Here is a 17880-nt window from a genome sequence, read left to right as displayed (position 1 = left end):
GTTAGCCCATGCCTAATGTATTTTGTTCGTCGACTGCTTCCTTGAGCTCGACTGGCTCTTGCGGTTGAAGCTTTTTCGAGATGGAATCTGCTTTAAGTAAATCGTTGTTAGCGACGTTCGTTTTCATCGCTTCATAGTGTGTCTCAACCAGGTTTCGCGCCTGTGACTTAACTTCGCTTAAAACGCCACGGGTCTGACTGGTGAAATGGATGTGAATGTCTCGCGTGGTGAAGGCGTCCTTACTGATGCCAACCATTTCAAGAGAACTTAATACTTTGCTCTTATCTGCTTGTCCGTATGACTTGTATTGATTTGTATCTACGCCACTTGCTTCAGCCGCTTTAACAAGGGCATCAATGTCGTAAGTCGCAGACTTGTAGAAATCTTCTGGAACGCCTTGGCTTTGAAGACGGTTAACCGCGGATGCTATGTCAAAGTTGCTCTTACCGGATGCCGCTACAAGAGGATGCGGCGTAGCTGTTCCTGCTCGCTCTATTCCTACCAAGCGAGTTAATTCATCGCGCGTATGGTTAAATTGCTCCTCTGCAACTTCTTTGGCCATTTTAGAAACAGTATATTGTTGAGCGAGTTGTCTATAAGTTGTTGCTTCTTCTGGGGTGTATGTTGATTCAACTTTTGCCTGAAAAGTGGGCTGAACCCCGTTTTTGATATTTGCCCAGTGCTCATTGCCAACGGTTAATAACGTTTGAAATATTTCCGGGGTAGGGGAGATGCGCTCTTTCGAAATATCTACCCCAATCCCCATTTTTTCAGCGCTTTTTGCAAGCTCAATTGCCAGGCGCCAACCGTCGCCTTTCTGCTTGGCAAGATCTGTAATTGTTTTTGTCAGCTCTGGTGAAACAGAAAAGTTGTATTGGTCGCTGTGGCCTGACTCAATATTCTTATCGGCAAGCGCTAAATGGTTGAAGTGATGACGTATGCTGTCTGAATGCGTTAGTGTCTGCTCATAACCAACTTTTACGTCATAGGTGAAAATCGTGTTATCTATCTGGCCAAGTAGCACGTCTTTTTTGACTGCCCAAGGAATCCGGTTAGCTAATTGGTTTGCTGATTGCGAACTTACAACGTCTTGAACGTCTGAAAAACCGTATTTTTCCATTGCCACCTGGCGCAATACAGCTTTTAGAAAACCCTCATCCTGCAGTGCAATATCAGGGGTGCGAATAGCGGTTAGTTGCTTTTGACGATAAACCTCAGTTGCTTCGTACTTTGGGTAATACTCATTATGTTTGTGCGCCCAAAGTGCTCGAATATCACGTGCGGTGAAGCCTGAGCTTTCAACCATAAGTCTCCGTAATTCTGACTCTTTAAGCAGCTTGGCGCCTACCTCAAGCCAGTTGCTCGCCTGCTGCTTACTAACGCCCCCAGATTTTACTTGTGGCAAAGCCATCACGTAGGGTTGAAATTTGCTGTACACGCTCTCCCAATTGGGCTTGGCGTACTGATAAATGGACGGGTCCGTTGCGTCGATTAAATTTGCCATAACATTACTTCTTATTTTTCACCTGCAATGAGGTTAAATGTCATCTGCGTTAGTGGATACAGCCGGACCGCCACTTTGCATTGTCTGTGCTGCAATCGGCGTTATTGCATCAATTAACTGCTCGACTTTAGCTTCAGAAACCAAAGCCCGGGTTATTAATCCGTAGCTGGTATTTGCAACAAAATAGGGGGTGGCAATATTGGGAAGTGAATTAAAAACTTTATTGTTTTGCTGCAGACTTTGGGCCGCCTTGATATTCACCACTGACTTGTTATCACTGACCAACTGACTAAATGATTTTCGTTGTGCAAGGAGCTTTAGCCTATCTATTCGCGCTTTTGAATTCGTTTCGCTAAGAAGATGAATAGCTTTGTCAGTTGAATCTTGTGGTTTAACAAACGCAACCGGTATGACTTTGATGCTAACTGAACGGGATTCTGACATCTCAATAAGGTGAGGTAATTCTTGTTGGCAAGCGGGGCAGTTAAGATCCATAAACAAAAATAGCTCTCTGTTTCCTTCGCCTAACTGTACATGTTGTAACCCCCTGACTTTATCCAAGATTACATTGTCAGATTCCTCTTCACTCTGTGATTGGGGCGTGGCCAAATGTGCAGCTGGTGGCTCAGTAGTGTCTTTCTCAAAGTTATCGTCATTGAGCAATGCTGCCGCGGTACCGGCACTGTATTTTGCAACGAACTCGGTTGTTTTTTTCCTCAAGCTGATACGTTTTTTGTTGCGTTCTGCTATTTGCTCTAATACCGGTAGTCCACCAGCTTGTGCTTTATCAGCTATGTGTGGCGTGATCATCTGGCCATAAATAAGTGTTTCGAAATCACCAAGCATAAATAAAGAAAGAGACTCGCCTTCTTTAGATACAGCATCCAATTTAAATGCTCCACCAGGGACCTGCTTAAAGCTTTTTACATAAGAGCCTGCGCCAAAGTAAGTGGTAACGAGTCCCTTGCCTCTGCGTTCTGCGGTAGATAGGTAGTCTGAAAAGGTGTCAGCGAACACTGAAGCAGGAATACTCACCAATATACAAACCACTAAAACTAAAGACTTCATTCGATACCCTTCTTAAATTTTCTATAGTCAGTCTAAAGAGCAGTCGTGCCGGCATACAGGTAATAAGGTCGATAAATCGGGTTTGTGGTTGAGAGAAGAGGGCGGTTAAAAGAATATTCGCTCCACAAATTGTGCGAGGGTGAATTATGAAATCTTTAGTTTTAAGTATGAAGGTAGCAGAGCCTTCCAGTGGTGGAATTAGAGTTAATGCAAACTGGGAAGAACCATTTTTCAAAATACCCGTGCAAAATCGTGTCTACATGCTGGCGCAATTTATAGCGCATTTAACCGGCACTATTCGCTCAATAAACGCTGATGTTATTCCTGATTCGCTATCAGGTAACTCAGGCAATGTGGAAGTAAGCTTGCCGATTGAAGGGCAGTCAGATGAATCAGACAGGTCAGAGGTTCTCTTTACAGGCTTTCTTAACAACGCAAGTGAAGGTGAAAAAGCTCTCGCTATTTACGCATGTGTTCAATATTTAAAAAAACTCGGTGTCGTTTGGGTAAATAGCAGCGAGTCAATGCCTGCATGACGACATTGAATGCCCCCCAGGTGGTGACTATCACCGATGAGTTGCTGGAATACGCTTTGAAGCAAAACCGGCTAATGCAAAAAAAGCTACAGCGCAAAATGCTTTTATCGTCAGGATTGCTGGCGGTTATTGTCGGCCTGGGACTAACTCTAGCCTTTGATGCAACTGAATTACGCTTAAGCGAGCCGGTACTGGTTGATGAGGAGGGAAACACAAAAGTCATTCCTCCCATATTCAATCTTGAAAACTCTTTAGCATTTTCTGCCGCGTTAGCCGACAAGTATGCGATGCGGTTAATGAATTTTCACTTTTTAAATCTTGAAAATCAGATGCAGGAACGACGCTCACTTTTTGTGGACGATAAAACCTATGAAGCTGTTTACAGACGACCGCTTCAAGATGCCGATGCATTCGAACGAATTCAAAAAAACAATTACATCATTACCGCTGCAACAATTAGAAATGCAGACCTCATGGCTGAGTTTATCGTCGATGGGGATCTATTTATCAAATATCAGATTAGATTGGTTCAGACCGCTGTAGGGCCTTCCGGAGAGGCTGAAAGCAATAAAGTAATACTCGAACTGACATTTAAACGCGTGTCGCGTGACGAAGCTATTGAAGGACTGTTAATCAGTGATTTGGGGACTATAAAGCGATGAGTTCAGAAAACGAAAACAAATATAACGAAGAGTTAGAACTGCTTTTCGGGGCCAAAACAAATTTGAGGGTGGCACATAAAGACACGGGGGTTTATCCATCTCAAATTGTTCTGGACCGTAATGCGTTTTTGCGTCGCTTAAACAAAGTCTGGCTGGGATTTGCAGTTTTTCTGGGGTTAGTAGTGGTTTCTCTGGCTATTGGACTGAATATCTCAGCAAACCGACCTGTTCAAACTCTCGCCTACCTACTTGATAGCAAAAACAATATGACAGAGCTTCAACCTACAAATATTCCTTCGGTTACTGATGAAGATGTGATGATTTTTGCAGTGAAGAAGATGAAGCAATTTCATAAGCTATCTTTCACTGACTATATCGAACATACAGTGTCATTAGAAAGAGAGTTTACGACTCATACTGCTTTCGAAAACTATCAAAGAAGCCTCTTAAATAGCCTGATACTTACTCAAATACGCGATGATCGCCTTTCAAGCTGGGCTGAGCCAAGCGCGGCACCTGAAATTGTCAATTTTAATGAAGACACGCTTACATGGCAGGTCAGGTTGAACTTCACATGGTATATGGGAGGGGGTAAGCAACAAACGAATGGGCGTGAATACACAGTAGATTTTCTGATTAAACGCGTTTCACGAAAGCACAACGAGAAAGGCCTGGCAGTCGACGCTTACTTTATAAAGTCTGTTAGCGGGGAGTAAGAACATATGAAACTTAAAGCGTTCTCTTTCCTCGCTCTGGTCTTGGCCACTGGTGCACAGGCTAATCAAAATAAAGATCCTATTCCGGCTGATGTCGTCCCTTATACAGACGAAGCTCAGGCAACTGACTTAACAGATGAAGAAATGAAGGATCTGGCCTTTGAAATCTTTCTAGAAAGAAATTTCAAAATGACGCCGGAGCAGCTCAGGCAATATGTTGAGAGAAAACGTTCAGAGGCCGAAGCGTTGAAACGTCAAAAGCCGGCAGATTCCATACGCAAAGTCGATGCACTTGATATCTCACCTGCAGCTAAACCATATCGAATTTATATCACACCGGGTTGGGATACCCATGTTTCATTTATTGATGCGGCAGGTAACGTCTGGCCGGTAATGTACCAAACAACAGGCTCTTCGGGAGAATTTGATGTAAAGCAGGTTATCAGCGAAACCTCGAATAAACTTCGTGTGAATGGGAAGTTTCGGGTCGGGTCTTCAAATCTGACTGTTGGGCTTAAAGGCATAGATGAATTGATTACGCTTGAACTTGTGGCAGACAAACAGAAATATCATTCGTCATTGACTCTACAAATCCCCCAACTCGGGCCCAATACATCAAAGGATATTATATCAGATGATAACCACGCGATGATGTCCAATGAGCCATATATGCAAAAGGTACTTCATGGAGGGGTCGGTTTACCGAATGAATTTAAGAAATTACAAAGCTCCCATCAGGATGTAAGCGCCTGGCAGCGCGGTAACCTACTTTATATTTTAACTAATTTACATGTGCACGGGGTAGATCCTCTTAGCGTGCGTCATGGTCCAGGCGGTTATACCGCTTATGAAATTTCCTACCTCCCATCTTTGCTTTTCACTACTGACAACGGCAATGCAGTGTCTGTCTATTTTCAAAAGGAGCGCGTCAGTTATGCGCAATAAAATCAATAAGTACACCAGCGCTTTGCTAGCACCTTCAAATCGCCCCTTTTTGTTTGTTGCCGGCGGCGTTCTTTTCGCTGTTAGTTTAGCATTTGTCATATTCTTTATTGTCACGAGCTCCGAAGAAGATGGCGCTAAAACGCCGCTTCAGGCAACACCATCTAACTCTGTAGTGAATGTTGGTGCAGAAAAGTCGAATGCTTATAAGGAAGCTGTTGAGCAAAAAAATAAAGAAAATTACGACCGAGCAATCCGGACGCAGAACGGTGTACATATTCCTTTTGTTATAGATGGAAAGAAGCCAGAGCCAATAGCCGGGGGAGATGCCGATGTCTCTACATGTGGGTGCACAATGTCAGATGCCGAATTTCATGCGCGTTTGTCGCGTGCCGGCGTTGAGTTTGATAGTGATAACGACCTGATAACACAAATTGGTGATAGTGATATTTATGTTGCCGCAGATCGGTACCTGGTTTCTGACGATAAGCAAAAACTAAAGCTTCATGGTCAAGACGTAAAATTGTCTGATAGCGGGGGCATTGTTTGGTCAGACAATCGGCCAGTCGATATGGCGGGTGTTGGTGAGCTCTTCTTAAGTGTGGATGGTGAAATCATTGATAAAGAAACTAATCTTATCCCAATGCGAGGACAATTGTTAACTCATGATGGCGTTGTGCTGCTTGCTAATGGATATTTCGCCTATAGAGCCGGAAACATGGTGCAAGTAGATACAACTGACATCTATATAACTAGCGAGTCACAACTAGTAACTGTAGATGCAAGACCAATTCGACACTCAGGCAATTTCGTTTTTCGTAATCGAGAGCGAGAAATAACCGACTCTCGCGGTGTTCCGGCAAGATGGGAAAACAACGTAGTTTTTCAGTCAAATGCCGGTCACTTGGTGGATAACACCGGAACGACCTTCACTAAGCCCGGGATAATTTTTTCCTTCAATGGGATTATGATTGATAACTTTGGAATGCTGACTGAGCCATTGACCAATCTTCGCCGAGTGGGTGACTCTGATATTCTGCTTGATGATAACGGAAATCTTAAAGATAGGTTCTCTGGGGCAATCACTTACTATTCTGCCTCTGTAAAACTGGGCATAGGCCAGAGGCTGTTATCAGGCGCAACCAACCTGAAAAACCATAAAAACGCTTCTGTGCTATTGGAAGACGATGGCAGGCTAAGTGTGGATATCGGCAAGGGAAGTGTCCAGTCTGGTTTATTGAAAAATAGCAATGGTGTCGCTTATGACCGTAATGGCCACCTGCTTTCCAGACCTGGTAAGCTTTCACAAAAGGGCACATCTGATGTTTTCATTTCAAGTGATGGATTATTAGCATCTGTAGGTGGTAAACCTCTGCTATTCAAACACAAGGACATGTTTCTCGACTTTAATACTTACCTTCCAAATAAACTCATTGGTTTACGCACTTACGACTTAGCGCCTGTGACAGATAAACAGGGTAATCGGCTCTATATAGATGAGTTGGGCCGGTTTGTGACCAAAGATAACAAACTGGCACAGATTGGCGTTGATCTAACCTCCAGTGAAGGTATTGTCTTATCTTCTACTGGCGAAATGATGATGGACAGAGATGCTCGCAAGCCAGTCCTCAGCAAATCAGGAGAGCAACTTTTTTATAATGGTAAAGCTGTGTTTGAGGGAGTAAATGGCCAGCTCTTTGATGCAGACGGAAATCCCATTTTTGATGAGCATGGTGGTCCACTTCGCTTAAACGAGCAAGGATTTATCGTTGATGAAAATGGTGAGCTATCAGGAATGCACGGGTTTAGCACCAAAAGTGGAAAAATTGACCCTAAGACAGAACAGTTTGATGTTATCAAGCCGCTATTGGGGCCAGATGGTAAACAGGTTTACCGGAATGGAAAGCCGGTGTTTCGCAAAGGTAATATTCTTTTGGATGAAAATGGGAATCAGCTGCGAGATGAGTCGGGTTCTTTGCTAACGGTCGCTCCTGACGGAACGGTACAAAATGAGTTTGGGGTGCCTGATGCAGCGATAAACGATCAGTTGACGAATCCCTCCCATGGATCGGGTAATCATAAATCAGCTTCAGTGCCTAAAGAACTGGTTACTTTAAATGGAAAGCCACTTACCCACAATGGAAAGCAGGTTTACCGTCGCCCGGATGGCGCTTTGGTTTACGCAAATGGTGAGGCAGTTAAAGGGGGTGATGGTCGTGAACTGTATCTTGATGAAAATATGCGTCTTAAAGATAAAACAGGGAAAGAAGCGATATCGCCATGGGATGAAGGCGCACTTTCAACAATAGCCAATGGTGGATTTGAGGCAGTAAACCCTTTAGGTCGCAGCTATGAAAGCGGCTTTATCAAAACTGAAGATGGATACATTCTTGATAAGAATGGCAAGCCTCTCACTTATAAGGGTAAAAACGTCAGAGTTGGGGCTGACGGCCGAATTTACGATGAAGATGGAAATATTGTCACTGATTCAAAGGGTAACCCTTTATTCATGAATGATAAGGGTGAAATCATTACAGAGGATGGCGAGCCAGTTAAGGAGGCTATCTTTGAAGATGGTGACGGTCGTTTGATATTTGGTAATGGTAAACCGGTCACCTCTGCGATGAAGAAAATTGGTGACTCGGACGTGTATATTACACGCGATGGAAAACTTCTCGATAAAGAGGGAAGGCCTTTCAAATATAATGGTAAAGCTATTGAGATTGACCCTGAAACAGGTCGATTGATTGATGAGAACGGTAACCCTTTGCGTGACCCTCGTGGTAACTCTCTGTATTTAAGTGAAGCTGGTGAGTTTATTACCAAAGACGGGAAAAAAGCGAGCGGTATAACACCGGTGGATGCTCAAGGCGTCGCTTTGGGCGCGGACGGAAAGCTTTTGGCCGGCTCAAAGCAACTTACTAAAATTCCAGGTACTGAATATTACAAGTCAGAGGAAGGGCTAGTAGTTGATGAAAACGGCAAGCCAGTTTTGCGCGATGGTAAACATGTCTATGTAGATGCGACAAATCAGCTGGTGGATAGACTAAAGCGACCCATAAGATACAGAGGCCAGAGACTACGCCTTGATGGCCGAGGACAAGTCGTTGGAGCAAATGGCGATAGTATAATTATCGATGAGAAGCCCGTAACGCTGAGCAACTTAGACTTATTATCTGATGATGGCTTAGCTAAGGATTCAGAGAATAATGTCACTCCCCCATCTTTACCTGAAGAGCCAGCTGAGAAAAGTGATGTTACAAACGTATCCTCGAAAGATACAGAGGAAAACAAAGATTTAGGTAAACAAGCTGAAGAGACGCAAACAGATGATGGGAAAATTAAATTAAGTGCAGTTGACCAAGCCGCTAGAAGCCGGTTTGGTGAGCGGGTGGCTAGTTATATTGCCGCAATGGAAAAAACAGCTAAAAGCTATGAAAAGAATATAACACCGACATTCAAGCCTACCGATGTTACTACCGCTAAAGTCCCGGGAATGCCTTCTCAAGAAAGTACTCAGGTGAGTCCTGTAGGCAGTGACAGCAACACTGGAGCTAAAAGTATAGGGCCCCAGTCACAAATTGTGGAACCTACTGGCTCAACATTCTTTGTTGCGACAACCCATGCGCTTAACACCGATTTTAATGACCGGCTCGAAGTTGAGATTCATATGCCTTTTCCAGACCATCCATTACATTTGGCAAAAGCATACGCAATAGTGGATTTGGTTTACGACAATGCAGTTCTTAAATTTAATCAGATCTGTCCTTTGGAATTAAAATGCTTCAGCACTGAAGGGCTGGCATTAGACCCTTCCACAGCATCAGCAGGTATGGCTGCAGAAGTTGACGACCACTTCTGGTATCGGTTTGGGGGCGTATTCCTTGCGTCATTTGGAACTGGCGTTGCAGACGGTGTTGCTAACTCTCAGGATCGCACTCAAATAACAGATAGTATCCCGGGAAGCACCTCAACAACGACAATCGTTGAAGGTCTAAATTATGCGGAGATTGCATTACAGGGGGTTGGGGAAGTTGGCCGGGCACTGCTACCATCACTGGCAGAGCGCGTAAATCGTCCGGTCACTGTGAAAATCCCTCAAAATACAGAAATGGTAATGAAAATCTTTACTCACATTACAGATAAAGATTTACCCACTAAGCATTAATTGGGAGTCTGTAGCCATAATAAGAATCACATTATGGCTATTGTAAGCAGAGCTAAAATATTTCTTACAGCTCTGCTTAGTCAGGATAATGCAGTAATGAATAGCTGGTATGAGCTATAAAATAATATTTGAATTATATTTCAAGGACATGTTGCTGCTAGCCACAGTATTGGCTTAATGATAAATTTGAAGGCAACTTTTCATAGCTAAACCATCCAAAATGTATCTACTAGCAATTATTTTCCTTGCTCTTTTCTTACTGACAGTCTCATTTATACATATCAATCGTCTAAATAGAAAAATATCTCGAATGAAAATGGAGGCCGAGCTGGATTCGAAAGTTGCTGCAGATCACAAGGAGTCGGTAGCTAGACTGCAAACAGAAAACTCTAAGCACATTAGAAAGTATGAAAGCCTTAAAGGTGAAATTTCAGACGTTTTTGGTTTTATTCAAAGAGGTGGTAAGAGCGAGCTTTTAACTTCAATTCTGGAAAGTGAAAAGCAGAAGCGACCTGGTGGTTCAGTGATTAGCGGAATTATTTTAGATAAAATAAGGATTCTTAATAGGCCTATTCCTCCAACGCCGCCGCCATTAAACGTCAAGACGCCATACCTTGACCGGCAGCAACTTAAAGAGCAAAACCCTACGCATTAGGTAATATCGGGTTATTGATAATGTTTAAAAGAGGTTTTTTAAAAAAGCCGAGTACAATTATTTTTTATACCTGTTTTTTTGTTTTGGGTTGTGACGGCAATGATTTTTCAGGAGATCTGTCACCTAGCCATATAAGTTCATCTATTGAGGATGAATTCGGTAACAAAATAGTTAGTAGTTATGTACATGTTGCATTAAAAACTGATTTTAATGCCAACGAGGCGCTACGTCTGGCTACGATTGTTAATGGGAAAGTCATCGGCAATATTAGTGAACTTAACATTTGGCAAATAGAAGTGCATTCAAGTAGCTCAGAAGAACTTGATGCACTTATAGCCCTTTTAGAAAAAGAGTCCAGTGTGCGGTATGGCATGGTAGACTTTGAAGTTGATGGCGAACGCCTACCACAGAAATAAATATTAAACAGCACTTCCCTCCAGTTCTCACTCTGGATGAATAGTACCTTGAGATATCATGGTTCATTCAATAGCAAGGATAGCGATATTTAAACTCACCAGGCTCCCACCTGCTTCGTCTTCACGTAAAGCCTTAAAGTTGTAGTTTTTTAGTTTCCCGATTTATTGACCTTATTTCGTTGAGAGCGCCCGTTCGAGTGTTTAACTTAAGCCCCATAAGTTAAACAGCGGGGCACATGCAGTGAGCGCAGAGAAATTTAATCCAGATTTTGCATCAGATGAAGACGATGGTCTTGCATCCGTAACGCCGTTTCCAAACGAGCAAAACGAGACACCGCGTGAACAGACAGCTGATAGGGCCAAACCAGTTAAGCGCAGCCTGTCAGCTTGGTATAAAAGCAAGTACATTGTTGGCTCTGCAGTTGTTGCAATAGGAATTGGGGTAACTGTTACGGCAATGGGGCCAGATAAATTTTATGAGGCTGTCTCGAATTTGTCTTTGCCGGGATTCAAAGACAATAGTAATCGCCAGAACCTTCTTGAGCAAAAGCTTGCTTCGCTACAAGCCCAAACAGATTCAGTAAAAGAACTTGCGCAAACAGTCAATATTAATAACCGGAGTCAAACAACTGATCTCAAACAATCAGCTGAGGCTGCCTTACAGGCAGGGGAGTTAAACAAAGCCTCAGTCCAGCGTTTAAATGAGAATCTCAACCGATTACTTCAGCGTGTCGATGCGCTGGAACAAGAAGTGTTGATGATAGCAACAAGCGGTCCAAGTGCTGGGATTGAAGATGTAAAAGAAAAGCTGGTTACAGTCACAGGTTCTTTATCAAAGATTGCTACTGATGTTGATACAAATACAAAAAATTACGGTTGGCTGGCTAATCGTACCAAGGCCCTGGAAGAGTGGAAATTAAGCTCAGAACCTGACACCGCAAAAGACAAAGAGCCGACTCATGCACGTCGATTCAAAGGTGAAGGTAAGCCCGCTGTTGAGAAATCCCCATGGGTTATAAAGCTAGTTAACTTCAACGCCAAACTTGGCTTTATCGTAAATACCGTAACTGGCCAAAAGCTTAGAGTTAAACCCGGTGTCGATGTGCCAAATTGCGGCCAGGTAACAGTGATGAGCGCCCAATCAAATTCGATCAAAGCCGGTAGCTGCTTGCTCAAACGAGGCTAAGAAATGGATTACTCTGCCGCTTTACAAGTGCTTCACTCTATTGCTCGGGCTCTTCCTGGCCTATATAGCGCAGTTGTTGTCTTTAGCGCTATTACCGGCCTAGTAGTCACATCAAAAGGTGTAACGCTATTAATACAAAGTAATAAGGCACAGCAGTCAGCACCTGGTAGCTGCTATTTCATGATTTTTTTGGGGCCATTGATGCTGTCTCTTGGGACGGTTTTGAATGTGGCCAGTTATACGCTTTTCAGGCGTTCAACCAATCCGGTAATTCTTCAGTCTTATTCACCTTATGCATCCAATGATGACTTTCGGGTGGGCCTGTACGCAATCACCACCTATATCACTTTTTTTGCGTGGGTACTGGTTGCCAAAGCTATCTATGTTGGTGCTACAGGTGCCCACAATCGTCGAGAAAAATGGGTAAGTGAGGCGTTGGTCCTATGGGGGTTGGCTGGTTGCTGTGTTGCCTTTCCTTATTTCGTAGATGCTTTATCAATGACTCTTGGTCAGGGGCGATACGGTACTGAATATCTAACTTTTTAACGCAACTAATATCTCTGTGTTTTTTATTTAATTTAAAAAAAGGGTAGTAAAAAAATGACAGTAAGTTCTAAAACAATGAAGCGAGTAACATCCTCAGTTTTACTTTTTATGTTTACAACTGTAGCCCAGGCCAATAACGATTGTGACATCGGCTGTATGGGAGATAACGCCAGCGCTGGTGGTTTAGGTGTATGGAAAGCAATCCAAATTGCATTGCTTATTATTGGAATATTAACTGCTGCTGCAGGAATTATTGGATTAGTCCAAGGTAGAAACGGTCAGGAAAGCAGTGGAAGCCATTGGAGAAAAATTGGTGGGGGCGGACTTCTGGCCGGCACTTTTGGAATTATACTCGCGGTTAATTCTCAGTTTTTCGGTAGTAGCGAAGAGGTTAGACAAACAAAAACGCTCATCGAACAGTCACGGTAGCTTGAACCGGTGATTTTAAATCTTCCAGATCGCCCTACAATGCCGGAGAGCCTGAATTATCAGGTAACCCGGCGTGAATGGGAAATTTTAAACGAATCTGAATTTACGTGTGCTTGCTGTGGTTTTGTTTCAAAATCATCACCAGAGGTCGTAAGTGGCTATATGGAAGTGATAGTTTTTAAGGACAGGCCCACAGTATTTTGTGCGCTTTGCAGTTCAGCGCTGCGTTTGGGCAGAACAGTAAATGGCACAACAAATCATGGTTTAATTCTACACGCCCCCGACATAACTCAGGGGCAGTTGAGCAATGCCGCTCGCATTCTAAATACCGCGATAATTGAAGAGCTTCCTTATCAGCATGGGGCTAATGCAGTTCAAGCGAAATTTCAGCGAATGCAGGCCTCTAAAAAAGACTACCTGTTTATGGTGGATGAAGGCTCAACTCAGCAGACAGTAAATGCACTAAAAAGCGTACGCCGTAATTTTGAGGCTGAAGCATCAAAAATATTTAAGCACCTTCGTTATTTTCCTTCCCGAGCCACTTATCGTCATGTTTTTCAGTATTGGTACCGGACCAATCCTGACTACTTTGCAAAGCCTGTGTAATCTAATTCAAGAGAACCTTTCATGTTGTATAACCACCCTAATACGTTCGCGGAACGCGCACTCTCTACGTGGGAAACACTTGCCCAGATAGTATCGTCAAAACTGCTTAAACAAAGCCCTAAAGACCATGTGTCACTAGATACCGTTTTTGGTAAGCACTGTTTGATACAAGATGATGGTTCACTTATATCAGCGATACGTATTGACGGCTCCAGGCAAGTCGTTGGCGCTGATAAGCTGGATGAGCTGGTACTTTCGATAGAAGCTGAATTTAAAGCTTATCTGGGCAATGGTACTCACCGCATAATGCACTCTTTCTCGATGGATACTGATAAAACAGAGGAAGAGTTGGAGCAAGTATTCGGAGCCAATGCCAGAAAGACAGCAAAGAATCTTGGATTAATAGATACCAGTCTTATTGATGAATACATTCAAGCTAATGCAGCATTTTGTCACAGTGAACGCAATTATATTGTTGTCCAAACGAAAGTGCGCAACCTAACACCAACTGAAAGTAAGGAGCTGCAAAAACTAAAATTAAATCAGGCTGAGGGCATGCCGTTCATGACTAAGTGCCAGTCTATCGCGAACGGTGCTGAATACTATGCGAACAAACATCTTACTTTGCTCGACAATTTGCGAGAGATGTTTCGCAATAATGATATTTTTTGTCGCCTACTGGACACCCATGAGATCACTTTTGATATGCGCCTCGCCTATGATAGCGCATGGACGGACCTTAACTATAAGGTCCAATTGCCCGGTGATAACCATAGTATGGAGTTGCCTGAGTCACGCAAAGGGGACTTTTCTATGGTTGGTGTACCAAAACTGGCCGATCAGATAATGTCTCGTGAGATGGAGATTGTCGAAAGCTCTTTAGCAACAGTCGGAGACTCTGTATATGCCCCCTTATCTGTTTCATTTGCCCCGCAAAAAGCTAAACCATTTAATATACTGTACAGGGAATTAAAAAAAGCTGACATACCTTGCAGGATAACGTTTGATATGTCAGCTGATGGAATAAGCTTAACGGTATTTCAAGAGACGATGGCTTCGTTTCTTCGAATTACCGATAAATTGGGTGGCACGCCGAACAATAAACATATAATTGAGGTATCAGAGCGGCTCCGTGCCCTTCGTGAAGCCGGTGAAGAAATTATTCAATTAAGAATCTCAATTTGCACATGGGCGTATGATGGTGATGTTAGTCTTGCCAAAAAACGGCGTGAACAAATAGCACGAATCCTTCAATCTTGGGGACATGCTGAATCGGCGCAAGCGGAGGGTGATGTTGTTGAATCAGTGCTATCAAGTATTCCTGGCTTGACCAGGGGTAACTCAGCAAAACCGCTTCCCTATACCTTGTCCGATACAATCAGTTTGCTACCCATTACTCAGCCGGCAAGCGTATGGGAGTCAGGCTCGCGTATTATGCGCTCCATACGTGGCAAAATAATGCCTGTGCAGCCCTACTCAATTAAACAGTCTCACTGGACGAAAATGATCGTTGGGCCAATGGGATTTGGTAAAACAGTTGAGCTGGCGGGTGATAATTTTTCTCTTTTATTGCACCCTGACGCCCAAGAAATACCTTATATTCGTCAGATAGATATTGGCCCCGGCTCCAAAGGATTTGTTGAGCTTGTTAAATCTCTTCTTCCATTGAGCAAACAGCACCTAGCTGCATATAACCGGCTTCAAAATACGAAAGAAAATCGCATCAATCCCATGGATACGCAGCTTGGTCTACGTTATCCACTTTCTGGCCATCGCTCTACAATATTAAACTTGGTCTCATCATTAACTGCTCAAGATGATGGTTCGGCGCCACCTGAAGGTACGCTGGATGTGATAAATGGCCTTATTGACTTGGCATACAAGCGTTTGTCTGAACGCCTTCACGCTCATACATACGTTCCAGGCTTATGTGAAGAGGTAGATGAAGCTTTAGAGAAATACAGTTTTGAATCAGAAGCAAAGCGTCCAATCTGGTGGGACATTGTAGACTTCCTTTATCTTCAGGATGAGCCCCGTCTTGCATCGTTGGCGCAACGATACGCAGTCCCTACAGTGCCCTATCTAAATTCACTTTGTTCGGATCCGCGGATTGCTGATGAATTTGTAGATGCAAAAACGTTAAGCCAAGAGCCGATAACCAGTTACGTTTCAAGAAAACTTCGTGCAGCTGTTAATGCCTATCCAATTCTTGGGGGCGAAACGCTTTTTGACATAGGCCAATCCAGGATTGTTTCGTTAGATCTTGATGACGTCACTAAAGGGCGAGGAATTGAAGGACAGCGTCGCACAACACTTTTTTATACCTTGGCATATCATGTATTAACAACTGACATGTACAAGGGACCAGATTCATTAAAAGAAATGGAAGCAGAAGTTGGCCTTTACAAGATTGATTATCGCAAATATCACAAGCTGGACGTTGAGCGCTTACAGCGAACTGTTAAACGCTTTTGTGCTGATGAGATTCATCGTGGTAGTGAAGTGCCAGAATTCATTTTGCAGCTTATTACAGCCGTACTTGAGGGGCGTAAGTGGGGTGTTGATGTCACCCTTGCAAGTCAATTAGCAGATGCATTTCCTGCTGATATTAAAAGACTGGCATCTAGCATAATCATTTTAGGCTCAGGTACTGCTCAAAATGTTAAATCTATTGTTGAAGAGTTTCAGCTTAGTCCAACAATGGAATATCACTTAAAAAACAGTCTCAAAAAGCCTTCAAAACGTGGTGCGACGATGCTTGGCATATTTGATACTGACGATGGTTGGCTTGAACAGCTGATGATGTCTACATTCGGCCCACAGTTCTTATGGCGCGTTAATTCAACGCGTACTGACACCTACGTCGTTGAACAATTGGCGCAAAGAATAGGAGAAAGTGAAGCGATGAAGCTGCTTGTTCACCGGTACCCGGGCGGTTCTCTTCAGGAAGATATTGAAGCCAGGCGTAAACATTTGGGCATTGAAGAGGATTTTGAGGAAGGTGTTACTAAAGCAGGGATCCTCGATGCGATAGTGGCCGATAATATGCGTTACTACAAACACCACTACATTCCAAACGCGGCATAAGAAAGGGGCTTGAAAGCCCCTTTTTTGTATATATCGTTATTACTTGATTTCGTATTCTTCAAGCTGATTACCGTTATCTAACGCTTGCTTGTAAACCTTTGGCATCCGACCAATACCTGTCCACAAATGTTCCTTCCCCTGATCGTCAACCAGGCGATACTTAATAGGACGTTTCTTGCCGGTATTTTTCGAAGGTTTATTGCTATCTGTCAAATCATCAAGAGAGAGCCCCTCTTCTTGAAGAAGCGCCAGCACGCTCTCAATCTTATTGTTTTTCTCTGCTTTTTCAGCTTCCAGTGCCGCTGCCTTCTCGCGTCGCTTTTCAATGATGTTTTCAAGCTTTGTGCGAATGTCTTCGAGCTGCTCGACTGTCAGTTCGTTGGTTGCTGCCTGAAGCTTTCTTTGGTGGGTTAACGTATCGGTAAAATCAGTCATAAGGATTATCGTAAATGTCTTATAAGCATATATATTTCGCTATGCTTACATTAATACATGATAAATCCAAGACTTTTTAAATTTGACGCGATGAGTAAAAGTTGAAATGCGCTAAGTGTAATCACTATAAAGCCGGAAAGGCTAAACTGCTGGTGGTTGGTGAAGATAATGTGAGTGAAAAAAGCGGGCCTGAAGCCCGCTAATTATTAAAATGCGTAGCGAACATGCGCACCGGTAAATGAATAATCATCACGGTCTTCATAGGTCGCACCGATAGCAAGCGCCGGAGTGAAGTAGTAATTGATACCTGCCTCAAAACCGGTGTTAGATGTTTCATCTAACTCTATTTGCTTAACCTGTGCTGACAGCTCAAGCTGGTCGATAACCATGGAGCGAACACCAATAGCAACACCAAAGCCGTTTTCATCGCCAGCGAAAAAGTTCTCACCTTCAAAATTGACTTCAGCATCCAGGTTTTCAAAGCTCACAGTTGCAAATACATCTGTGCTTTTTGTCATGCCGTAACGATATCCCACACCTAGGCTCAATTGGCTCAGTTCAAGCTCGACGCCCATTTCTTCATCATCAAGGTTGCGATACCCACCGTTCACAAAAAAGTTTTCACCGACCAGCATAGAGCCTTCAATGTCAAAACCCGATGGTTCGAATACATCGACGTCGTCGACGTCAGCAACTTGATAGCCAGCTTCAACAAAATCCCAGGCAGGACCATCAGAGAAAGTCTGGGCAGAGAATGCGTTCATTGAAAAAGTGGCGATTGCAGCTGCAACTAAAGTGCGTTTCATTTAAAAATTCCTTATAAGTACGACTTGTCATAATTCGACGTGGGCACTTTAAGGGGTGGTCAATACAAAATATAGGAAATAACTTCAATAAATCGGATTGTTCGATTTAGCTGTACAA

16 protein-coding genes are annotated in these 17880 nt (G+C 43.3%); 12 read left to right on the top strand and 4 right to left on the bottom strand.

Translation table 11 applies throughout. The annotated features are described in order from the left end of the window. Window position 1: 1 nt before the first annotated feature. Entirely contained in the window at window positions 2–1504 is a 1503-nt protein-coding gene (locus tag HHX48_RS17745) for a hypothetical protein (RefSeq protein ID WP_191026639.1), read from the bottom strand. 33 nt (window positions 1505–1537) lie between these two features. Further along, window positions 1538–2572, bottom strand: coding sequence for a thioredoxin domain-containing protein (locus HHX48_RS17740; protein ID WP_191026638.1), 1035 nt, complete (start codon window positions 2570–2572; stop codon window positions 1538–1540). 146 nt (window positions 2573–2718) lie between these two features. Here HHX48_RS17740 and HHX48_RS17735 point away from each other — a divergent pair, with 146 nt between their 5' ends. The 12 genes from HHX48_RS17735 to HHX48_RS17680 all read left to right on the top strand — a co-directional run bounded on the left by HHX48_RS17735 (window position 2719) and on the right by HHX48_RS17680 (window position 16521). Continuing rightward, entirely contained in the window at window positions 2719–3108 is a 390-nt protein-coding gene (locus tag HHX48_RS17735; RefSeq protein WP_191026637.1) for a hypothetical protein, read from the top strand. Then, window positions 3105–3770 carry a DotI/IcmL/TraM family protein gene (locus HHX48_RS17730; RefSeq protein WP_191026636.1) on the top strand — a complete coding sequence of 222 codons (666 nt, stop codon included), beginning with the start codon at window positions 3105–3107 and terminating at the stop codon, window positions 3768–3770. The genes HHX48_RS17735 and HHX48_RS17730 overlap by 4 nt, the downstream gene beginning before the upstream one ends. Further along, on the top strand, window positions 3767–4486 hold the full coding sequence (locus HHX48_RS17725) for a DotI/IcmL family type IV secretion protein (RefSeq protein WP_191026635.1): 720 nt from the start codon (window positions 3767–3769) through the stop codon (window positions 4484–4486). The genes HHX48_RS17730 and HHX48_RS17725 overlap by 4 nt, the downstream gene beginning before the upstream one ends. A gap of 6 nt (window positions 4487–4492) precedes the next feature. Further along, window positions 4493–5431 carry a DotH/IcmK family type IV secretion protein gene (locus tag HHX48_RS17720; protein ID WP_191026634.1) on the top strand — a complete coding sequence of 313 codons (939 nt, stop codon included), beginning with the start codon at window positions 4493–4495 and terminating at the stop codon, window positions 5429–5431. After that, complete coding sequence (locus tag HHX48_RS17715) at window positions 5421–9596, top strand: hypothetical protein (protein ID WP_191026633.1); 4176 nt, start codon at window positions 5421–5423, stop codon at window positions 9594–9596. Before HHX48_RS17720 ends, HHX48_RS17715 begins: the two co-directional genes overlap by 11 nt. A 310-nt stretch (window positions 9597–9906) precedes the next feature. Beyond that, a complete protein-coding gene (locus HHX48_RS17710) occupies window positions 9907–10251 on the top strand; it encodes a hypothetical protein (protein ID WP_191026632.1) in 345 nt (114 codons plus the stop codon). Window positions 10252–10271: 20 nt separating this feature from the next. Then, window positions 10272–10667: a hypothetical protein gene (locus HHX48_RS17705; protein ID WP_191026631.1), complete on the top strand. Its 396-nt coding sequence runs from the start codon at window positions 10272–10274 to the stop codon at window positions 10665–10667. Window positions 10668–10908: 241 nt separating this feature from the next. Next, a complete protein-coding gene (locus HHX48_RS17700; RefSeq protein WP_191026630.1) occupies window positions 10909–11853 on the top strand; it encodes a hypothetical protein in 945 nt (314 codons plus the stop codon). Between the two features lie 180 nt (window positions 11854–12033). Continuing rightward, entirely contained in the window at window positions 12034–12399 is a 366-nt protein-coding gene (locus tag HHX48_RS17695; RefSeq protein WP_223858532.1) for a hypothetical protein, read from the top strand. Window positions 12400–12453: 54 nt separating this feature from the next. Next, window positions 12454–12828 carry a hypothetical protein gene (locus HHX48_RS17690; RefSeq protein ID WP_139758190.1) on the top strand — a complete coding sequence of 125 codons (375 nt, stop codon included), beginning with the start codon at window positions 12454–12456 and terminating at the stop codon, window positions 12826–12828. Between the two features lie 9 nt (window positions 12829–12837). Next, window positions 12838–13434: a hypothetical protein gene (locus HHX48_RS17685; protein WP_317983520.1), complete on the top strand. Its 597-nt coding sequence runs from the start codon at window positions 12838–12840 to the stop codon at window positions 13432–13434. Window positions 13435–13455: 21 nt separating this feature from the next. Then, the gene (locus HHX48_RS17680) at window positions 13456–16521 is read left to right on the top strand and encodes a hypothetical protein (RefSeq protein ID WP_191026628.1); all 3066 of its coding nucleotides are present in this window, start codon (window positions 13456–13458) and stop codon (window positions 16519–16521) included. Between the two features lie 39 nt (window positions 16522–16560). Here the strand turns inward: HHX48_RS17680 and HHX48_RS17675 are convergent, their stop codons facing one another. Then, the gene (locus HHX48_RS17675; protein WP_191026627.1) at window positions 16561–16956 is read right to left on the bottom strand and encodes an H-NS histone family protein; all 396 of its coding nucleotides are present in this window, start codon (window positions 16954–16956) and stop codon (window positions 16561–16563) included. 206 nt (window positions 16957–17162) lie between these two features. Continuing rightward, entirely contained in the window at window positions 17163–17762 is a 600-nt protein-coding gene (locus tag HHX48_RS17670) for an outer membrane beta-barrel protein (RefSeq protein WP_191026626.1), read from the bottom strand. Window positions 17763–17880: the final 118 nt, after the last annotated feature.

The sequence above is a fragment of the Salinimonas profundi genome, from assembly GCF_014750655.1.
Taxonomy (GTDB): Bacteria; Pseudomonadota; Gammaproteobacteria; order Enterobacterales; family Alteromonadaceae; genus Alteromonas; species Alteromonas profundi_A.
The sequence above is the reverse complement of the archived record's forward strand: the minus strand, read 5'-3'. Positions and strand labels throughout refer to the sequence as shown.